The organism is Mesorhizobium sp. M0663 (assembly GCF_040320585.1).
GTDB lineage: Bacteria > Pseudomonadota > Alphaproteobacteria > Rhizobiales > Rhizobiaceae > Mesorhizobium.
Genome location: NZ_JAMYPX010000038.1, coordinates 1 through 20,250 on the forward strand (window position 1 = coordinate 1; position 20,250 = coordinate 20,250).

Annotated in this window: 16 protein-coding genes and 1 pseudogene; 1 reads left to right on the plus strand and 16 read right to left on the minus strand. The window is 57.5% G+C overall.

Annotated elements, in window-relative coordinates; genetic code table 11:
- Positions 1–328 precede the first annotated feature (328 nt).
- From NKI54_RS32085 to NKI54_RS32150, 14 genes and pseudogenes are all read right to left on the minus strand, one after another.
- Positions 329–1,028: pseudogene (locus NKI54_RS32085) on the minus strand (IS630 family transposase); the annotation flags it as partial.
- Between the two features lie 626 nt (positions 1,029–1,654).
- The gene (locus NKI54_RS32090) at positions 1,655–2,365 is read right to left on the minus strand and encodes an HAD-IA family hydrolase (protein WP_352693661.1); all 711 of its coding nucleotides are present in this window, start codon (positions 2,363–2,365) and stop codon (positions 1,655–1,657) included.
- Positions 2,362–3,171, minus strand: a complete 810-nt coding sequence (locus tag NKI54_RS32095) for a phosphodiesterase (protein ID WP_352693663.1) — start codon at positions 3,169–3,171, stop codon at positions 2,362–2,364. Before NKI54_RS32095 ends, NKI54_RS32090 begins: the two co-directional genes overlap by 4 nt.
- A 60-nt stretch (positions 3,172–3,231) precedes the next feature.
- Positions 3,232–4,488 (minus strand): ABC transporter substrate-binding protein, encoded by a 1,257-nt coding sequence (locus NKI54_RS32100; protein WP_352693665.1) that lies wholly within the window; start codon positions 4,486–4,488, stop codon positions 3,232–3,234.
- Between the two features lie 40 nt (positions 4,489–4,528).
- Positions 4,529–5,362, minus strand: coding sequence for a carbohydrate ABC transporter permease (locus tag NKI54_RS32105; protein ID WP_352579683.1), 834 nt, complete (start codon positions 5,360–5,362; stop codon positions 4,529–4,531).
- A gap of 2 nt (positions 5,363–5,364) precedes the next feature.
- Complete coding sequence (locus NKI54_RS32110; RefSeq protein WP_352579678.1) at positions 5,365–6,315, minus strand: carbohydrate ABC transporter permease; 951 nt, start codon at positions 6,313–6,315, stop codon at positions 5,365–5,367.
- 1 nt (position 6,316) lies between these two features.
- On the minus strand, positions 6,317–7,465 hold the full coding sequence (locus NKI54_RS32115; RefSeq protein ID WP_352693667.1) for an ABC transporter ATP-binding protein: 1,149 nt from the start codon (positions 7,463–7,465) through the stop codon (positions 6,317–6,319).
- A gap of 75 nt (positions 7,466–7,540) precedes the next feature.
- Positions 7,541–8,380: a MurR/RpiR family transcriptional regulator gene (locus tag NKI54_RS32120; protein ID WP_352693669.1), complete on the minus strand. Its 840-nt coding sequence runs from the start codon at positions 8,378–8,380 to the stop codon at positions 7,541–7,543.
- A 135-nt stretch (positions 8,381–8,515) separates the two neighbouring features.
- Positions 8,516–9,994 (minus strand): sulfatase family protein, encoded by a 1,479-nt coding sequence (locus NKI54_RS32125; RefSeq protein WP_352579675.1) that lies wholly within the window; start codon positions 9,992–9,994, stop codon positions 8,516–8,518.
- 80 nt (positions 9,995–10,074) lie between these two features.
- On the minus strand, positions 10,075–11,376 hold the full coding sequence (locus tag NKI54_RS32130; RefSeq protein WP_352693671.1) for an ABC transporter substrate-binding protein: 1,302 nt from the start codon (positions 11,374–11,376) through the stop codon (positions 10,075–10,077).
- Between the two features lie 24 nt (positions 11,377–11,400).
- Positions 11,401–12,225, minus strand: coding sequence for a carbohydrate ABC transporter permease (locus tag NKI54_RS32135; RefSeq protein WP_352579673.1), 825 nt, complete (start codon positions 12,223–12,225; stop codon positions 11,401–11,403).
- A gap of 2 nt (positions 12,226–12,227) precedes the next feature.
- Positions 12,228–13,106, minus strand: a complete 879-nt coding sequence (locus NKI54_RS32140; RefSeq protein ID WP_352693673.1) for a carbohydrate ABC transporter permease — start codon at positions 13,104–13,106, stop codon at positions 12,228–12,230.
- Between the two features lie 138 nt (positions 13,107–13,244).
- A complete protein-coding gene (locus NKI54_RS32145; RefSeq protein WP_352625349.1) occupies positions 13,245–14,258 on the minus strand; it encodes an SIS domain-containing protein in 1,014 nt (337 codons plus the stop codon).
- A complete protein-coding gene (locus NKI54_RS32150; RefSeq protein ID WP_352693675.1) occupies positions 14,255–15,265 on the minus strand; it encodes an N-acetylglucosamine kinase in 1,011 nt (336 codons plus the stop codon). Before NKI54_RS32150 ends, NKI54_RS32145 begins: the two co-directional genes overlap by 4 nt.
- 192 nt (positions 15,266–15,457) lie before the next feature.
- Between NKI54_RS32150 and NKI54_RS32155 the strand changes: the two genes are divergently transcribed.
- Positions 15,458–16,285 carry a MurR/RpiR family transcriptional regulator gene (locus tag NKI54_RS32155; protein WP_352530987.1) on the plus strand — a complete coding sequence of 276 codons (828 nt, stop codon included), beginning with the start codon at positions 15,458–15,460 and terminating at the stop codon, positions 16,283–16,285.
- On the opposite strand, the gene NKI54_RS32160 is transcribed toward NKI54_RS32155, so the two are convergent.
- Together NKI54_RS32160 and NKI54_RS32165 are read right to left on the minus strand one after the other, a co-directional pair.
- Positions 16,282–17,499 carry a D-arabinono-1,4-lactone oxidase gene (locus tag NKI54_RS32160; protein WP_352693677.1) on the minus strand — a complete coding sequence of 406 codons (1,218 nt, stop codon included), beginning with the start codon at positions 17,497–17,499 and terminating at the stop codon, positions 16,282–16,284. The two genes, NKI54_RS32155 and NKI54_RS32160, sit on opposite strands and share 4 nt — an antisense overlap.
- 1,330 nt (positions 17,500–18,829) lie before the next feature.
- On the minus strand, positions 18,830–19,612 hold the full coding sequence (locus NKI54_RS32165; RefSeq protein ID WP_352530991.1) for a metallophosphoesterase: 783 nt from the start codon (positions 19,610–19,612) through the stop codon (positions 18,830–18,832).
- Positions 19,613–20,250: the final 638 nt, after the last annotated feature.

Below are 20,250 nucleotides of genomic sequence, written 5' to 3' on the forward strand. Positions count from 1 at the left end.
CAAGACGGCACGCATCGTCTGGGCATTGATGGCGAAAGGCGGAACCTATCGGGCTCCGGCGGTGGCGGGTTAGTTCCGCTCGGCCGGAAGGCCTCGAAAGTGTAAGAAGGTCAAACGGAGAGTATGGCGCAACGGTCAACGAGACGGGATCGGGAAAACCAGATCATGGATACGTGCCTTGAGCACGCGAGATTGAATTGGACCCGCTCCGCGAACTCCCATACGGGCCCGCGGCATGTGGAACGCCGCATCAGAGGCCGGACACATGTCAGCACCCGACCACGCTCCTCATTCTTCATATAAGATTCTTCTTGCGCTGACGGGGGCGTCCACACATGTCCATGATGACGATGTCGCCGGGCTTGAGGGTGGGGACGAGAACCTTATCGACATAGAGCTGGACACGCTCGCCGTTGATCGGTCCGTCGATGAGCCATGGTGCATCGACACGGTCGTGGCGCAGCGCCGCCAGGAAGGTCATGGTCTTCCAATGGCCGTGCGGCACCTTGGCTTTGATTCTCTCGCCGCGCAGCGCCCATCCCCTGAGCGGTGCCATATGGGTCTTGGTCCATGTCTCGTCGATGAACACCAGGCGGGAAGGATCGATACGGTCCTGATACTTTGCCCACTGTGCCCGCCGGCGCGCTACATCCGGGCGATCTTGCTCAGCCGCGATCAGCGTCTTTTTTTGTGACTGAGCTTGTCGGCGTGGACGAACTCCCACACCGAGCGGTAATCGACCTTCAAGCCGCGCTCGCCAAATTCGGCCACCAGTCCACGCAGCGTAAAATCGGCGGCTCGGCAGCGCACCAGCAGCCAGTCCCGATGCGGGCCAGCAATCTTCTTCGGCCTGTGCCCACCCATTTTGCCCGGCGCAAGACTGTTCGTCTCGCGAACCGGCTCACCCATCTGACCACGGTGCTGATACCAACCCCATAGCGCGCCGAGGCTTGCCGTCGTGACAGCCCCTCCTGCTCAACCGATTCAACAACCCGTTCGCGAAGATCCATCGAGTAAGGTTTGCCCATCCATGCTGACCTCCTTGCCCAGCAAGAAGGTTGAATCAGATTTGCGCGTCTAAGGGAATCTCCCGCCGATTCAGCCTCAATTCATTTCGCTCTAGTCGCAGTGGTCGCCACCGGCTTTGGCATTTGGGCGAGGCATTTGCTAATGTCGGCCTCCTGGCCCACGTTAGGGAGCGGCTATAAGATCGCTTCGAGTTCATGTCGTTGCTGGTCGCGATCCCTGGGGTCTCACGATCGACATCTCGCCACGCGTCCACATGGGTGGTGCGCTCCTGGTAGGCGGCATCGCGGCGACGCACTACACCGGTATGCCCGCATTCGAGACCGCTGGCTGCTCGTTTGGGATGTGCCGCTCGTGGCCGCCTCGCTCATTCTTACTTACCAGGCTTGTCCGGCGGTGGCGAACGGGGATCTGGATATTTCCTCCCCTCCCCTACGCTAACCTTCAGATCTGCGTTGCCGCGATGCTCACATGGCGCGTCAAAAACATTGCTCGGGAATAATAGATATGGTCCAGCCTCATCCTGTCGCGCTTATTAGCCGTTCCGGGGTGCAATGAGCGTCGAAAGGTGGACGTTCGTGGAGGCCGAGTGTGTTCCCTAGCCACGAAGGCGTTGCAGCACATGCTACTACCGGGTCCCTTCTGCGATCTTTGAACGCGGCTGAACCTCGCTCGTCATCAGCAATACGCCAAGTTCTTCAGCTGATCGCGCGACGACAGCAGCGCCGGCTGAGAGCAATCGTTGACCGTGGTCCTCGAAACAGTGGCCGCCCGCCGTGAAACCGATCACCGTCATCCCAGCGGCCACACCGGCTCCGACGCCGGCAATGCTGTCCTCCACCACGACGCAGCGCGCCGGCTCAGTGTCCATTTGAGCCGCAGCGAACAGGAACAGGTCCGGTGCAGGCTTGCCCGCCTTTACCATGACGGAGCTGAACACGTACGGATGGAAGTGCGGCCAAAGCTCCGTCAGTTCAAGCCCCAGTCGCAGCTTGTCGGGGCCGCTGCTTGAGGCGACGCAGCGAGGTAACGACAACTGATGCAGGAGCCGGTCAATACCACTGATGGCTTGCAGTTCCGTCCGGTAGCTTTCCTTGATCCGGGATTGCACGATGGTGTCGAAGTCGCTGGGGAGAGGGCGGCCCCAGTCTTCTTCGATCATCTTCCGCATGGTGGCTGAGGACAGGCCGGTAAAGCGCAGAACCACATCAGAATACGACGTGTGATAGCCGATGCGGGTAAGTTCCTCGGCATCAATGCGACTTGCCAGCGTCTCGCTGTCGATCAGAACGCCGTCGCAATCGAAGATGACCAGTTCATAAGGGTTCTGTTGTTTCATTGCACGTCCTTCGGAACCGGGCCCGCAACGGAGACCTCAACCACATGTCGGTCGTTGACTTCGAAACGGTGGACAAGGACGCTATCATCGTCGATCAGTGCGACGTCGAAAGCCGGGGCGTCCTCGACAAAATCCGCATCCCTGCGCGCTAAGTGTGGTATGATCTGATGTGCAACCCCACGGCTTGCGCTGAACGGAATGCCGCTCCAGGTGCCGCTGACATCGACGTGCACATGACCATGGAAGACGTGCCGCACATTGCCGGCCCCCACCATCGCCCGCATAGTCTGGCGCCAGTTCTCCGTATTCCAAGGCTCAAAGTGCGGCAGGCCGATCGGCTGTAGCGGATGATGGGCGAAGAGGTACGCCGGCGCCTGCGGCCTCTCGGTGAGCCGCTCTAACAGCCATTCCAGTCGTCCCTCGTTCAGCGCGCCATGCCCAAGACCCTTCACCAGGGTGTCGAGGAAGATGAGGCGCCCGACCGAGGTGTCATGGACTGACTGGACAAAACCGTTCCTATCGCGCGGCTCGCCGGGGAAAGCGCGTAAGAAGTTTTGACGACTGTCGTGGTTGCCGAGCAGAAGCCGGATGGGCACGCGCATCTCCTGAAGCAATTCGCGTAACAGTTCGTAGGAAGCGAAATCTCCCTCGTCGGTGAGGTCGCCGGTCAGCACGCAAAGCTCGGCATCGGCGTGATCGCGGTTGATGCGCTCGATGGTCTTGCGCATTCGCTCGGCCGGATCGAAGCCAAAGAGCATAGCGCCGGCCGGCACAAGGTGGAGATCAGTCAAGTGGATCAGTTTCATTGGTAAATCCGCGAAAAAGGGAGAGACGCCGCACGGCGTGCAGCGTCCCGGACGAGACGATCAGTTGGTTTTCGGCAGGAGTGCGCGAACCTGGGACGCCATGTCTGCGAGGGCGGCCTCCGGTTCCTTGGATCCAAGCGCGATGGCCGTCATTTCGTCGCGTAGGACCTCGCCGATCTGAACACCGTTGTCACCGGGCCAAGAGAACCACGGGCGCGCGCGGGGCGTCTGGAGCACGCTGGTGTACCAATTCGGATGCTTGTCGTAGAACGCGCCGAGATGATCCTTGTCGAGGGCAAGCGTGTTCGTCGGCATATATCCGGTATTAGGTACGACAATGCTCTGGCCTTCAGGACCAGTCGCGAACTTGACGTACTCCCAGGCGGCGGCGCGCTTGGCGGGATCGTCGGTGAGGATTACTGCGACCATGCCGCCCGTCGGCATCGTCGCATCTTCAACGCCTAGCGGCTGCTTGGCGGTGCGGAGCTTGAACCGGTCTCCAACATCAGCTTCAAAGCCACTCACATTGCCGGCAGAGGCGAATAAGAAACCAAGTTTGCCGGAAGTGAAGAGCTGCTGGGCAGCGCGCGAGTCGATCGTCGGCTGAGCACCAGCGGTATGGAATCTCTTGAACAGCTTGACTGCGGCCTGGCCGGCAGGACCGTCAAAAGCGATGTCGCTTTGCTTGTCGTTCATCATCCGTCCGCCGAAGCTGCGCACCAGGTTCTGCGTGGTCCAGTCGTCCGAGCCAAGTTGGTAATACATGCCGGACGTTCCATTGCCGAGCGCTCCAATTTTGCCGGCAAGTTCGACGAAGCTATCCCAGTCGCCTGGGATCTTGTCAGGATCGCCACCCGCCTTCTTCACGAGATCGGCATTGTAGTAAACAACCGGCGTCGACATGGCGAACGGAAGACCGTAGAGATGGCCGTCGATTGTTGCGAGAGAAAGGACCTGATCCGTGTAGCCTTTCTCGGCTAGGTGATCCGCGGCAGCGAGATCGTCGATGGGCTTCACGAGCCCACGCGCCACGAGCGGACGCAACACATTGAAGCCGACGTAGTGGACGTCCGGCAACTCGCCCGCCATGCTCTGGCGGATCAACGTTTGGACAGCCTCATCATAACTCGGCGCGGCGACGCGGAAGTTGATCTTGATGTCCGGGTGGTCCTTCATGAAGCGATCGGCAATCGGCTTATGGATTACTTCGTGTTCGGGCCAGGCGTAATAGACATCGAGTTTTGTGTCGGCTTGCGCCGGCATGGCTGCCAGCGCGGCAGTGATGCCGGCGGCGAGGATCATTGCAAGGGTTTTCACATTGCTCTCCTGAGCTTCGAGATGAGGTTTGGAAACGGAGCTAGTGTCGGCCAAGCACCAGGCCCCGGATGAAGTGTTTCTGCATGAGAAGGAAAAGAGCGACTAAGGGCGCGGTCACGAGAACGCCCCCGGCCATAAGCGCACCGACATTTCCGGCGCCTTCGCCCGCCTGCCGGAAATAGGCAATTCCAAGGGAAGGCGTCATCATGTCGGGAGTGGTGATCACCACCAGTGGCCAATAGAGATCGTTCCAATGGGCCACGACAGAGAAGATCGAGAAGGAAGCGACGGCCGGCCATGCTGCAGGCAGCATGATCCGCCGGGCGATCGAGAGCTCGCTGAAACCGTCCAGCCGCGCCGCGTCGAGCACCTCGTCGGGAAAAGTCACGAAGAACTGCCGGAACAGGAAGATGGCAAATACCGAAATGATCCAGGGCAGAACCAGCGCGGCATAGCTGTCGAGCAGCCCGGATTTCGCCAGCGCTATGTAGATCGGGATCGTTGGTATCTGCACCGGCACCAGAAGACCGAGAAGGACGGCCGCAAGCAGAATTGGGCGGCCGGGGAAGGATAGCTTGGCCATCGCATAGCCACACGGGATGGCGATCGCGACCTGCAACACAAGAATTGTCAGGCACACGACAAAGCCATTTCCCATGAACCGAAGAAGCGGAATTGCCGAAAGCGCGGTGCTGTAATTGTCAATCGCGCCGTTAAGGGTCGGGGTTGGCAGCAGGCTGCCGTCGAAAATCTCGCTCTGTGGAGTCATAGAGGCAAGGATCATCCACACAAAAGGGAAGACCATTATGATCGCGCCGGTCACAAGCACGGCATGCAAGGCAATGCGGGATGCGGAAGATTGCGCCAGGATCATCATCATCGACCTCCACTTGCTTTCCAGCGCGCCCGGCGCTCGGAGACGTGCATCTGGACGAGCGACAGGAAAGTCACGAAGACGAAGAAAGACACGGAGATCGCTGACGCATACCCCACCCGGAAAAAGCGGAAGCCCTCTTCATAGAATGTGTAGAGAATGACGGAGGTGGACTTCATCGGGCCGCCCTGTGTGAGGACTGCAACCGTTTCGAAGACCGAAAAGGCGCGGATGATTGTCATTACGGTGACGAACAGCGTCACCGGCGCCAGCATCGGCCAAGTCACCAGCAGGAAGCGCTTCAGCCCCGTGTCCGCTCCGTCGATCGCCGCGGCTTCGTAGAGCTCCTCCGGAATGGTTGAAAGACCGGCCACGAAAAGTATCATGTTGAAGCCGACCAGCTGCCAGACGCCGATCGCCGAGAGCGCATACATGGCCGTCGAGGGATCGGACAGGAAGCTGACCGGCGATGCGCCCAAAAGCTGCAGCAATGAGTTGGCGAAGCCGAGACTTGGATGCAGGATCGCTTCCCACGCGGTTGCGAGAGCGACCAGGGTCGCGGCCACCGGTAGGAAGTAGGCGGTGCGATAGACGATGGCAAATCGTGACCGCGCGATCAAGAGAGCAACCAGCAGGCCCCACCCGATTGATGTCGGCACGACCACAACCACATAGAGCGCGGTGTTGCGCAGGCTCTGAGCAAAGCCTGGGTCCGTCAGCATGCGCGTATAGTTCGCAAGCCCGATGAACCGGACACCGGCCAAACCAAGCGAAGCATCTGTAAAAGACAGAAAGAAAACTAGAACGGTGGGCCCGATGACAAGAGCGGCAAGCAGCAGCGTCGCGGGTGTGGCCAGGATCATTCCGGCTTGTGCCTGGGCGCGAGCAGGGCGGTAGCCGCCTGAAATGTTCTGAGCCAAGCGACCGATCGGATTGTCGTCGACCACGGCCATATCAGGCTACCCTGCTGTGATCGCGACTCTGGCGCGAGCCGTCCCAAGGAAAGAACCATGCCTTTTCCGAGTCGATGGTCAGTCCCAAGTTGTCGCCGCCACGCAGTGATTGTGCTCGCTCGGCCGAAATCCGGGCGACGAACTCAGCGCCTGCCCCGGCATGGACAAAGACGTGAGCGTCCATCCCTGCATGCTCGATGCGCGTGACGCAAACCGGCAGGGCGCCCGGTCGGTCCCTGTCGACGAGGGATGCATGCTCCGGCCGAAAGGCCAGCGTTCCGGCCTGTCCGGATCCGAGCGCATCGCGAATGATGATCCTACTGCTGTCGATGATGAGCGCGCCGCCGACAGGGGCGGCCACCTCGACCTCGTTCAGGAATGGCTGGGCCAGGAACCGGGCAACATCGAGATCGACGGGTTCGCGATAAAGATCGGCAGGGGCTGCAACTTGGCGCAGCTCGCCGCCAAAAATGACGGCGACACGGTCGGAAAGTGCGGCCGCCTCGGCCTGGTCATGGGTAACGAAGATAGTCGTCGTTTGCATTTCCTTGTGGAGCCGCGCGATTTCGCCACGCGTATGAATGCGCAACGCTGCGTCCAGATTTGCCAAGGGTTCATCCATCAGGAAGATCTTCGGCTTGCGCACCATAGCGCGTCCCAAAGCCACGCGCTGGCGCTGTCCACCCGAAAGCTCCGCCGGCCGGCGGTCGAGCAGCGCATCGAGCTTGAGCAGCGCCGATGTTTGACGGACCCGCTCCTCGATCGAGCGATTGCGTTGGCCGGCCCCTGGCAGCAGGCCGCCAATCACCGGAAGCCGTTCCAAGCTGGTCAGCTCGCGCATGACCAGCGGGGCTGCGATGTTGTCGTACACACTTAGATGCGGATAAAGGGCGTAGCTCTGGAACACGAAGGCCAGGTCGCGGTCCTTCGGCGCCACGGTATCCAGCGCCTTGCCCCCTGCACGCACGTGGCCCTGATCCGCGCGCTCCAGCCCTGCTATTATGCGAAGAAGCGTGGACTTGCCGCAGCCGGAGGGCCCAAGCAGTGTCACAAATTCCCCGGCAGCAATCCTTAGACAGACGCCGCGAAGCACATCAGTCGCGCCATACCGCTTGCCGACATTGTCAATGTGGAGATCCAACGCAGCCATTCCGAGTTCCCTTTCGGTTGGCGACAGGGCTTAATGGAGCTTTATTTCATTATCATGACAATACGGAGTTTAATTTCATTTCGCAACCGATTTCTCCATCGCCTTTCCCAGTGCCAGCATCAGGCTTTCGATCACGAAGATCTTGCCGATCATCGGGGTCAGCGTGCCGCCGATCGGATGGTCGTCAAGGCCGGAGGCCTGCAAGATGAAGTCCGCCGACTTGCCGAGCGGGCTACGGGCGCGGTTGGTGATGGCGACGGTCAGTGCCCCTGCGGAGCGGGCGCCCTTGAGGAACTGAACCGTATCAACGGTGAGGCCGGATATCGAAAGGCCGATCGCCACGCATCCGGGACTGAGTCCGTTGGCGACTTCGTGAGCCATGTTGGAGTTTCTGAACGCCAGCGCCGTAAGCCCAACTCGCAAGAGCCGATAGGCGAGCAGTTCTCCCGTCACGCCCGACATTCCTGCTCCGTAAAGATCTATCCTTCTGCTCGCCGCAATCACTTCTGCGAGCTTCTCGAGGGCCTCGAGATCGGCATTGCTGTGTGCGATCCCTAGATTCCGAGCCATCGTGTCGTGCAAGGTTTGTAGGGCGGCGTTGGGCTGCTGCGCGGCGGTGGATGGAGGCCCGGGGCGGCCAATCTCTGCCGCCAGCGCCAGCTTGAAATCGCGAAAGCCGGAAAAGCCGATCTGGCGGCAAAGCCTCAAAATGCTGGCTTCCCCACTACCCGCGAATTCGCCTAGTTCCCCGACCGAGTGGTGCAACACTTTCTCAGGATTTTCCAGGATGTATTTGGCGATCCGAGCGAGCGCATTCGGCAGATGATCGATGTCTTCCTGCAAGCCAGATAAGATGCTCTCGCGCTCTGCCGCTGTCGCGGCGGGTGAGTTAATGCTCATCGTCATGATACCCATACCTTATGAAGCCGCAGAAAAGAGAGCCAAACGCCATCGACCCGTCCGACGATTGGCTTCCGAAGCGCGCGCGACCAGGGGCCGACTTCGAGATTGGGAGAACAGGACTAGCCAGTGCTCGCCCGACTGGGAAGACTAGTAGTCCTCAATTCTGTTCGGGCCGGATCCACTTCTGAGCATCATAGCGGAAAAGCTGCGCCCTAAAAGGTCGCATTTCAAGCCCCTCTGATGGGCGCTATCCCAGAGATCATAGTGCTCATTGGGGTCTTCTTTATGATCGAACAACTCTCCTATTCCAACATCATGATATACATTTAGCTTATAGCGTCCATCATAGTACATTGATGCGCGTGACCCCCGGCTCCCGTGGAATCGGAGAGAATTGTGATACTCGCTGACCACGTACGGCTTGTGGTATTCCAATGAGGTGTTGCCAAGCAGCATCTGGTCGAGTGACAGCCCCTGCATAGCGCTGGGGATCTCAAGACCCGACAACGAGAGCAATGTGGGTGCAATATCAACCAGCTCGACGAGTGCATTCGACACCGATCCTTGGGCTGAGCTGCCGGGCACGGAAATCATAAGCGGGACATGCACCAGACCCTCATAGAAACGGCAGCCTTTGTAGAGCAGGCCGTGGTCACCCATCATGTCACCATGATCGCTCATGAAGACAATGATGGTGCGATCCAGCTGGCCGGTTTCCGTCAAAGCGTCCAGTACCCGGCCGACTAGATCGTCGACTTGAGCCACCTCCGCATGATATGCCGCTCTCATCTCCCAAATGTCGAAGTTCGTGGGTGGCGCTTCATGCGTAGGCCCGGCGATCTCGTCATTGTGCGCCTGACCGACGGCTGCTGCGGCCTGCCACGGATCCACCGCGAATTTTGCCTGCTGATCGACTCGTTCAAATTTCTTCTGATGCTCGAGATCGATCGGCCTGAAGACAGGATCAGGCATATCACTTGGGTTGAAACGCCTGAGGTAGTCAGGCGGGGGATTGAGAGGCGGATGAGGTGCGTCGATATTAATGCCTAAATACCAATTACGACCAGAATGCATCTTGATGAAACGCTCTGCCCGATCGCCTGCCCAACGCGCCTGCCGATATTCTGCGGCCGGTCCCGGGCCATAATGTTGGTCAAGATACGGTTTGAAGTAGGCTACGGGATCGACCCCTTTTGACCACATCCACGCATGATAGTCATGGTTGCCTGACCACTCCGGAAATGGCTCAGGGCTCCAGTAGAACTCGGCAAATCCATCGTCGGGGCGCTTTTCTATCATGCCACGAGTGGCAGATAGGTGCAGCTTCCCTATGTGCCCCGGGTAGTATCCGGCATTCGCCATCAGTTTTGGGAGCAAAACGAGATGCGAAGGAAACGTGCCGGCGCCGTTTTGATGCACTTGGTGTGCGATCGGATACAACCCCGTCAGAAAGCTCGTTCGGCTCGGCGTGCAGATCGGGCTTTGACAATACGCACGAGCGAATGCTGTACCCCTCGCGGCCAGACGGTCGATATTGGGAGTTTGCGTGCCCTTGAACCCGAGACACCGCAGCGTGTCCCAACGTTGTTGATCACTGCAAATCCAGACAATATTAAAGTTGCCCAACTCTGATCCTCAAACGGAATAGAGGTCTAATTCGTTCGCCACCGGCGCGTCAATCGCGCCGGTGGCCGGGTGGGTGAAGACTACTTCAAATATCCAGCCCGTTTTAAGATATCCACGGCCTCAGTCTGAGCATCATCCAAGGCGGCCTGGGCACTTTTGCTGCCAACAACCGCCTCCTGCAGGGCTCGACCGAGGCGGTCGCCGATCTCCTTGAATTCAGGGATTCGAGGATAATACCACTCCGGCGCGACCCGAAGAGTTTCAGCATATGTTGCCGCGAACGACCCGTGGCCATAATTGTAGTCGTGCTTGGCAAGTATCTCCGGATCGTTCCACAGGGACGATCTCGTGATCGCGACAAAGGTGCTATCGAGTGAAATGCGTTTCATCACATCTTTACTTGTCGCCCACTGAAGGAATGCGGCTGCGGCTGCCTTGTTTTCTGATGCCGCCGGGATGACATAGGCCTGTCCCGCAAATGGCGGGAACCTCCCACTTACTCCGCCGGGCGGCAAAGCGAATCCAAGCTTACCTACGACTTTCGACAGCTTGGGGTCGAGAATGCGGCCGGCAGTAGGAGCGCCTTCCACCGTCATTGCAATGCGGCCCTGCTGCATCGCAATGACGACGTCGTCAAACGTTGCTGAGGTGCTGCCAGGCACGGTGAACCTGGTCATCACGTCTGTGTACCATTTCAGCGCCTCCACAGCGGCGGGTGTATTGACCGTGGGCGTCAGATCCGCCGGTTCGTGCGCGAAATATTTGCCGCCGAAAGCATACAGGACCTGGCCCCAAAACCAGATATTCTCACCGGTGTCGGGTTGCCCTCTTAGTGCGGTGCACTGAATATCAGCCTTTTTCAACAGCTCGCAGTCATCGCGGAATTCCTCCCACGTTTGTGGTGGCTGTTTGATACCGGCCTTCTCCAATAAGTCGGGACGATAGTAAAGGAGCTGCGTCGCCGCGAAATGCGGCAATGCCAGTTGTTTGCCGTCCTTATTGTACAGGCGAAGCACGGGAGCGATGAAATCCTGTACATCGGCACTCTTCATGTCGATGTAGTTGTCGAGCGGCTCCAGGATATCGCCAGATGCGTATCGCCCGAACTCCTCGCTCCCTAAGTAGACCACGTCGTAGCTGTTTGAACGTGTCAAGAGCTCGACCGACACCTTCTGAACGGTCGGCGCATAACCGAAGAGATCGAACTGCACTTCAGCGCCGGTCTTCTCTGTGAACTCGTGCGCAAATTTTTTGAGCTCAAGATCGTATGCTGAGTTTGTCGATAGGATCTTTATCTTTACGCCGTCGTACCGCTGCTTAGCCGATGCTCCCCCGCCAATGGCAACACCTAATGCGACAGCAAGAATTCCGATGTACCTCATTGCTTCTCTCCTTGAGCTAACGTTTCACCCTTTCACGGAACCGGTCGTTGTTGAGCCGGCGACGTACTTCTTTACGAACGGCACGAAAACCACGATCGGAACCAGCATAAGCACGCAGGCGGCTGCCGCTTTGCCCCAATCAGTTCCCTCAAACGGCATGAAATTCAGAATTGCGACGGCTGCAGTTTTTGCGTTATCGCGTGTTAGCGTCAGCGCGAAAAGAAACTCGTTCCAAGAACCAATAAAGACTAATATAGCCGTTGCTAAGATGCCGGACCTGGAAATAGGTATCGAGATAAGTGTCATCACCTGCAGCGTTGACGCGCCATCTATGGTAGCGGCCTCTTCGATTTCACGAGGAACTTGGTCAAAAAACGCCGATAAATACCAAATCGCGAGCGGGATAGCGAACGTGGTGTTGACGATGATCAGCGCAATCTTCGTGTCGACCAAATCTACTTGGCGGAAAAAGAGAAAATAGGGGATGATGTAAATCATCGCTGGCGCAGCCCGGAGCGCCAATACCAACGTCAACAGCCTGCGCATGGAAGTCTTCTGCAGATGGGAGATGCCAAATGCCGCCGGGACCGAAAGCGCCATGGTCACTACAATGGTGCTGCATGAGACCACAATTGAATTGATGAGCGCCGAAGAAAAGTCCTTGTCGGCGATTATCGCGGTATAGTGCTGAATGGACGGCTCTCCCACGATCACCGGCGGCCATTGAAACATCTCTGTCGGCTCTTTGAGAGATGTCGAAAGTGTCCACAGGATTGGAGAGAATAGGAATAGCGCGAATGCAGCACAGATGACATATCCGTAGATGTATCGTCCAAGGTCTCGATGCATGATCAGCCCCCGACTCGGCCAGCCGAGATTCGGCGAACAAACCAAAAGCAAGCCCCGACGATTGTGGCTGTGAACGCCACGAGAATTGAGGCGGCATAATCGAGGTCAAGATATGTAAATGCGCTCAGGAAAGCGTAGAAGTTAAGGGGCTCCGTCGCCCCTGCAGGCCCGCCTCCAGTCAGCACGAAAATCACCGGGAAAATGCCGAGGACCTCCAAGGCTTGAAATACTGCAACGGCTCCCATTGCAGGTAAGACAAGCGGTATGGAGATATGCCGTTGGGCCTGAGCCCAGCTTGCACCATCGAGGCTGGCCGCCTCATAAATCTCGTCGGGGATTGAATCCAGGGAGGAAAGAAGCAGCAAAGCAACTATAGGAACCCCAAACCAAACCGACACGATGATCACGGTAGCAAGCGCTGAGGCCTTGCCTCCCAGCAAGTCGGCGTCGAAATTGTGTCCGAAGAAGCTTGCGAAATAAGACAGGCCGCCCACACCAGGAATGACAAACAATTTCCACACAATTCCGCCTACCGCTGGCGGTACTACGGAGGGAAGCAGGGAAGCTGCTCGCATCCACCGTGTACCGATGAGCTTCTCCTTCAAAGCTAATGCCAGCGCCAACCCACACAGGAGTTGAAGCGCGACGGGCATAACGACTAGGGCAAAAGTCACGAAAGCAGCGTTGATAAATCGGCCGTCGGACAAGAAGCGTGTGTAATTGTAAATGCCGATGAAGGTCGTCTTTCCGGGGAAGGCGATGTTGAAATCCACGAATGAGAGCGCAACGACAGCCGCAATCGGGACGAACGTCGCAAGGCATAGGAACCCGATCGCGGGGGTAACCAGCGCCCAGGACACATTAAGCCGGGAATATGCCATGGGTCCGTTCCTCCTTGATGTCTATGCCCATGTTGAAAGCCTGGCCTGGCTGGCATTGGCGAGCTGAATGGGACCGAGTGCGTCAAAAGTCCGGCTAGGAAGGAGGTCCGGAACGTTGTTATGTCCGGACGTGCGAGCTCAGATCTGCGTTTCCGTTTCGTCCATCGCAACCTTTGTGTCCGTTTGGCTATAACGGAACGGGACATCCGTAAGTCCGGCCGCGTCGGACAGCTCGGCCGCCAGCAGCTGGGCGGGCAGAATGTCTACGATGGCCCGGGCAACACGGTTCTGCAGTGGAGGCACTTTCACAACTGTCAGGGTTTTGTGGTCGTGAGGCAATTCGCTCGCGGTTACTAGAAGAACTGCACAGCCGATTTCGGCTAACTCCTGCGCCAACCGCACTTCGCGACCATCGCCGAATATCAATATCCCAGTCGCCTGATCCATAGATTCCATCGGACCATGCAAGTAGTGCAGCGTGTCGCTGGCGCCTGCCGGAACCCTGACAGCCTCACGAATAAGCAAACAAGCTTCGCCCGCTGTACCAAAGGCGGATATTGCGCCAACGCAGTCGATGGCTCGCTGGTCACGGAAAATTTCGCCAGCACGAGCCATTTTCTTCGCCGAGGTCTTCAGGACCTCGCTTGCGATGTGGGGAATGTCGTTCCAATTAAAGCTCTCTCCACCGCCAAGAGCATCAACCAGCAGCCCGCCTGCCAAAAGCGACCCTGTGAAGCCGGTACTTGATGGCAGCGAATCCAGCCCGGACTCATACCGAATTGCCGTTGAAGCGGCGCGCGATAGCGGGTCATTGCCTTCATTCGTGATTGCAAGGGACGGCAACTGACTGTGCACGTTAAGCGCAGCAATGGGCTCGACGCTCCTTCCTCCGACAGAAAGCACGATAATGGAATCGCCAGGATCTCCCGGCTCAACGAGATCGACAGCGCGCCAGGTATTTGCCCGCCTACCGCGACGCTGAAGTTCGCCGGTCACCACCGCCGCAGCTTCGTAACTCGCGCCTATCCCTGTAACGACCAAAGTTCCGTTTTTGAATTGGGAAAGATCAAGTTTCCGAAGCTGCGGTCGGACAACTTCCAACGCATGGCGAAACTGATCAGGCTGACGGGCAATCGCCGATCTGTAAGTCATTGAACATCCTTGTGTTGAGGCATGATTGGACCTTCAGTGCTGGCCCCACCCGTGCGAAGTTGCTGCGCCATGAGGCAGGCTCCCAAGACCGGCGGCCTGTTAAGGAAAGTGACGGCTACTGTGGCCCCGAAGCGGCTGGCAATTTCGTGAGAAAATGCGTCGGCTAAAAGCGGTTGAGCAAGAATGACCCCACCGCCCACCACAACATGTTTGTCGTGCACGCCGCCTAACATCAGATGGTGGACCAGCTGAGCCAAGGCAGAGGCACCCTCGTTGATGACGCGTTTGGCCAACAGCGAACCGGCATTGGCTGCCTTGAAGACTACGGGTGCGTGGCGGCCCAGAGCGGACGCGCTGCCTTCCTGCGCGATTGAAGTGCCGATGTTTGTGGGGCTGGTCAGCCCAAAGGTTTCACAAAGTGCCTCTACAAGGGGCTCCGTCCTGGCGCCCCCCAAATCAATATGTAACCGCACCGCACGGCCCGCTTCCCGCATCAAACCAGGTGCGCTCCCTTCGTCTCCGATTGCCCATCCCCAGCCGCCTGCGACATGCATTTTGCCGCTATCGTCGCGAGCGACTGCGATCGAGCCAGTGCCCGCCACGACACCTATTCCGCTGGAAAATCCCATGGTGACGGGCAAAAGCTCCGCATCATTGACGACCTTTAAGGGACAGGCGAAATGATTCGACAGTTGCTGCTGAAGCAGGCCGCACTCGGCATCGTCATCGCATCCATGAGAGCCAATCGCGATGCTGTTGGGCGTGGCGTCAGCAGCAAACCGGCGGACTAGCGCGATGAGTCCAGGGATATTGTGGTCACAGGCACCAGAGCGCCACTCACTGGTTGGCACGATCAGGTCGCGGGCCGTACCCTGGTCCGAGCACCCCCTCAAATGCGTTTTGGTGCCACCGATATCGACACCGATCGAGATAGAACACATCTCTTCATCTCTGTTCGTAGTCGCGTGCATCAACCGCGTTTCCAGTTTGGCGGCGGAGAATATCACTATCTCAACTCTGATGAAAGATGATTTTTTTCATCATAACGACGTCCGGTGATTGGGGTCGGTCGGCAGTCCGGAAAAGGTAAGCGGACGGTAGCGGCTCCCTTACGAGAGGCTGTTCACTGCTTGGCTTTCTGCTGAAAATTTCCTATAGCCACGGACCTGGACCCTCGTGATGCACGGGATTCGTTTTTAATGCAGGAAAACATTTTAGCGCGATTGCGATCGTCTCAGCCGAGCCTCAGTCCGGCACTCCTTCGCATCAGTGAGTACGTCCTCAAGGATCCCGCGAAGGTCGTGCACCAGACCATCACGGAGGTCGCTGACGGATCTGGATCGAGCGAAGCGAGCGTTTTGCGGTTCTGCAGAGACATCAAATTTTCGAGCTTTCAGCGTTTCAAACTGGCATTGGGAATCGAACTGTCAACTAACCAGACAATCAGACATGCCAGCCCGTCCGGCGACATCATCGACGATACGCTGTCTATGGCCGTCACGGCACTCAATCAGACAAAGGACCTGTTGAACCAGGCCGCCCTTGAATTGGCGGTAAAACATATCATACGAGCGAAAAGTATCGATCTCTACGGTTTGGGCGGCTCTGCGAACGTAGCCCGATATGCGCATTACTTGTTTATTAGATCTGGACTGATGTCGCGCGTGCTGGACGACCCGCATCTCGCCGTCATGAGCGCGGTGAATCTCGGACCCAAGCACGTGGCGCTGGCAATTTCGGAATCTGGCTCAAGCAAGGATACCATCAACTCACTCATGGCAGCCAAGGCTGCTGGCGCGTTCACCATAGCAATCACATGTCACATACGCAGTCCAATCGCTGCCAAGGCGGACGCTGTGCTGGCAGCATCCTCGACGGACACCCCCATCATGCGAGGAGCGTTCTCCCGGGTCGCTGGACAATATTTGATCATCGACATCCTCGCCAACATGATCGTTAAAGATGGCAGCAAGTTCCAGGCGGCTATGCAGCGAACCGCAGAGGCTACCATAGATAAAAGCTTTTAACCGAAACGTTCGCGCAGGTAGTCGTTCAGGAAACGACCGTCCGGATCAAAGCGAGCCCTTTGGGAAACAAAATCGCGGTACCTTGGGTACAAGCCTTCGATCTCCGGCCGCCCCAGACTGTGAAGTTTGCCCCAGTGCGGACGACCGTTCGCGGAAGAAAAGATTGTCTCGCAATCACGAATGAAATCCCAGTAATCTTCTCCTGCTGCGCCGGACACGGATATCATCGCAGTCTTTCGTTCAAAGTATGGACTCAGCCAAATGTCGTCAGCCGCTACAGTTCTATACTCCACCGGAAATATCTGCGACGGGTACTTTGTCTTTATCAACTTGCGGATTTCGCGGAATACCGACGGACCGTCCCCGTAAGCCACCGCGTACTCGCATTCATTGTGGTTCGGCATCGGAATTGAACCCGGAAATATCCGGTAGCTCGCCCCTATTCTCTCGCCGACCCGATCTTCGACAGACTCCGGCGATTGAGCCGTGACGTTCAGCGTCCTCAGTTCGCAGACATCGGATTTGCTGCGAGTACGTCCCATGCCAAACGTGTTGGGCAGGCTGTATAACGAGGCCGAGTGTTCGGTCGGGCACCAGAAAACGCGGAGACTCCGGTTTTGTTGGCATAGCTGATCCAGGTGATCCATGCATTCTTCGAAATCCTCACGCCATATTTTGTCATGAAGATCAAAGGCGGGAACAAGCTTCATCGTGACGGAAAGTACTACGCCGAACATTCCGATGGAGACTTTTGCAGCGTTGAGGGCATCCGCGTCCTGTGAAGCATCGATATTGACGATTGATCCGTCGCCAGTAGCTATTCGCATTCCAACTATCGGCCCCGCTAAGCATTTTAAACTGTCACCACTGCCATGCGTACCCGTCGATACGGCCCCGCTTATGGTTTGCAGATCGATGTCGCCTTGATTCGGCAACGCCCAACCTGCAGAGCGCAGTTCAGAGCCGACGTCACAAATCCGCGTTCCGCCGCGAAGCGTCACCCGGCCGTTGGCATGGTCGATGTTTTCGATCCCGGATAGGCGCTCCGCGGAGATCAGAACGCCGTCCGTGGGGACAATTGGCGTATATGAGTGCCCCGTACCAACAACGCGAATTCGCAGGTTGTTCAAGGCTGCTGCCTTTATCGTACTGCAGACGTCATCGTCCGAGCTTGGCATCTCGAAATGCTTTACCCTGCAAACCTGATTGCTCACCCAGTTCCGCCAAATTAAGCTCGGGCCGAGTGTCGGCGATCCCGGTTGTGAAGAAGGCAATGGAGTTCTCCTGGTATGTGTTACTGGGTCCTTTGACGGATACGAGCACGGGCGTGATGGGTATCATCATCGCGCTGTATATAAAAGACGATTTTTTTCATTCTTAATCGAATTGCACCGAGGCGGAAATCCGACTCTCATGCGTCACCAATCGAAAACCGTCTTGAACGGTTTCCAGGCCTCATCGGAGCCGGGCTCTGCTCATCTCAAGCCTTGATGGCTCCCGAACTCAGGCTCGGAAACTAGAGCCCCGCATTATGCGCGGAGGCAGCGGCAGTCGATGGACCAGTGTTGAATTTCGGCTGCATGCGAGCTCAGAAGGGAGGTATCCAAGGGAGCAATAAACATCCACTGTCGTGCCGGACCGAACCTCAGCAGATGTTCTGCCAACCGCACGTATAGGGCTTAAGCGTCATGTGCTTGCTCGTTGTCGAACTTGATTTACTCTAAGACATCACGATTCATCCTTTGATGACCTGCCCGCGCTTTTCATTGCATGCAGGATACCGTGGCTCCCGGAGGTAGCTTCAGTGCGTCACCGTGCCTCATGCTAGGGTGTTACCCCCACAGGTGCGGGCGGAACTCGTCCACGCCGCTGCTAAACCTTCAACATTGGGCAAAGCAAGCCTCTAAGCTCCTCCAACGATGCCTTGGGCTCAAACATTCCTCAGCTGACTGTGATGATGGCGCGCGCGCACTAACGCGCATTAGCGCATATTTGCATTTCGCGCGGCATTAAGGCCGATGAAGCCGTCCTGAATGAGAACGCGCTCGCTCGCAGACACGCCCATAACTTCGCGGCTATCAGCAGCACGGAAGGGTGGGGCTTGCGGACACCGATGTTATCGGAGGAGAAGAGCCGTGGGCTTGCAAGCCCCAAATGTCAGCGGCTCTCATGCGGTGGATGAGTCGAACTGATGTACTCGATACGACACAAAGGGAATGGTAAGCCAGTGGAGCAGTTCAATTGAGCAGGTGTCGCCAACAGGCTCATCGAGGGGCCAGCTGGATCTCAACCTCGACTGTTTCCATTAAGTGTTCCGGCCAGCTTACACGCCATGACGCTTAGTATAGGCGGTTGTTGATCGTCTCGCTCAATTCCGGAGAGCGTTGCCTGATTCCTTCCGGATGTACCGGGACACCTTCTGCGGCGAGTTTTGTCGAACACCTCGGATGCTATGATTTTCGTCTCCGCAAGGGTGCCCGTCAAAATCGAAGATGATCAGTCCAGGCCGAGGCCGATCGGAGGTCGTGATTGAGGATGCGACACTCATTTCGGGTCACCCGGACGAATAACGGGCAACAAATCAAGTCCCTCGTGACGATGGACGACGACATCCGTTCCGTCCAACATGATGACGTCGTATGAGGGTGCAGCCGCGACGAATATGGGCTTGCCATATTGTTCCCAGTCCAGAACGATATGCTGCGCCGTGCCACGGCTGGCAGTGAAGGAGATTCCTGACAGACTGCCTGCTGCAGCGACATGCCGATGACCAAAGAGCATGTGGCGGACCGATGCGTTTTTCTTAACAATGGAAAAGAACCGCTCGGTCTCCTTCATGTCGCATGTCCTAAAGCAGGGCACATGCAAGTCCGATGGTGAATGGTGCATAGCAACCACGACTGGTCGGCCGGCGCCACGGACAAGCTGCTCTTGGAGCCATTCAAACCGGCCACCGTCGAGACAACCGCCAGGACTAATGTCGTCCTTCGAGTCGAGCAAGACGAGGAGCCACTCGTGCAGGTCTACAGCCGCCTGAACGAAGCCTTCTCCGCCGAAGACGCCTCGAAACGCGGTGCGGTTGTCATGGTTGCCGATGGTCAGATAGACGGGGAGCCGGACGTCCGACAAAATCTCGCGCAAGAGCACATAGGCGGCCGGATCCCCCGTGTCAGCAAGGTCGCCGGTAATAAGGATGAGTTTCGCATCTGCGTGTACGCGCGAGACGTGGTCCAAGGTGTCGCATAATCTCTGCGCCGGATCGATGCCGTAAAGCATCTTGCCAGGTGCGACAAAATGGGGGTCTGTTATATGAATGATTTTTTGCATTGCTCCACACTTACATAAGCCCGACTCCGGAAGGAAATGGGGCAAGAAACAGGTCTTAGGTTGGACCAGTAAATGACCATTCGTTATGGGGACCATTTATCGGCCACAAAAGCGACGATTTCAGCGGCGCTGACATGGACCGGGCGCCGCAATATGTTGCCTTGAGGCCCATTATGCGACCGCCTTCGTCGCTTCGTTACACAGGCACCTCAAAATTTGTGCCATTTCCGCCCGTTCAGAGTGGACGGCTGCGTACCGCTTGCAATCGTTTCGGCCGGGCCGGTAGAATCCTCGACCTCCCGCTAGGTCACCTTGATTCATGGAGTGTCAGGCGAAAAGTTTCCATGCGGAGCCGGCCCCATTCGAGCGGCCGGGTTTTACTTTCCGGCGTCCTGCACCAACGCAACGAGGCCCGGCGTCGGCTCCAACTCGGGGAAACCGCGCAAGCCTAGTAGGGCCAGGCACGCCTTGTTGCGGGCATCCACGACCGCCTGCAGCCGCTCCAAGGATGCCGCCCGCCTGTGCTGAATCAGCGCATCCACGATCGCGCTACGTACCGGTTCCCTCCGAAAATGGTCAGGGGCCACTCCCACTTCGATGTGAGTCCGCCGCTGGCTTGGGGCTTGGGGCCGGTTAGA

Coding starts and splice junctions, on each gene's coding strand:
- NKI54_RS32090 (WP_352693661.1), bottom strand. CDS start 2,365: ATGAAACAACAGAACCCTTATGAACTGGTCATCTTCGATTGCGACGGC.
- NKI54_RS32095 (WP_352693663.1), bottom strand. CDS start 3,171: ATGAAACTGATCCACTTGACTGATCTCCACCTTGTGCCGGCCGGCGCT.
- NKI54_RS32105 (WP_352579683.1), bottom strand. CDS start 5,362: ATGATCCTGGCGCAATCTTCCGCATCCCGCATTGCCTTGCATGCCGTG.
- NKI54_RS32110 (WP_352579678.1), bottom strand. CDS start 6,315: ATGGCCGTGGTCGACGACAATCCGATCGGTCGCTTGGCTCAGAACATT.
- NKI54_RS32115 (WP_352693667.1), bottom strand. CDS start 7,465: ATGGCTGCGTTGGATCTCCACATTGACAATGTCGGCAAGCGGTATGGC.
- NKI54_RS32120 (WP_352693669.1), bottom strand. CDS start 8,380: ATGGGTATCATGACGATGAGCATTAACTCACCCGCCGCGACAGCGGCA.
- NKI54_RS32130 (WP_352693671.1), bottom strand. CDS start 11,376: ATGAGGTACATCGGAATTCTTGCTGTCGCATTAGGTGTTGCCATTGGC.
- NKI54_RS32135 (WP_352579673.1), bottom strand. CDS start 12,225: ATGCATCGAGACCTTGGACGATACATCTACGGATATGTCATCTGTGCT.
- NKI54_RS32140 (WP_352693673.1), bottom strand. CDS start 13,106: ATGGCATATTCCCGGCTTAATGTGTCCTGGGCGCTGGTTACCCCCGCG.
- NKI54_RS32145 (WP_352625349.1), bottom strand. CDS start 14,258: ATGACTTACAGATCGGCGATTGCCCGTCAGCCTGATCAGTTTCGCCAT.
- NKI54_RS32155 (WP_352530987.1), top strand. CDS start 15,458: ATGCAGGAAAACATTTTAGCGCGATTGCGATCGTCTCAGCCGAGCCTC.
- NKI54_RS32165 (WP_352530991.1), bottom strand. CDS start 19,612: ATGCAAAAAATCATTCATATAACAGACCCCCATTTTGTCGCACCTGGC.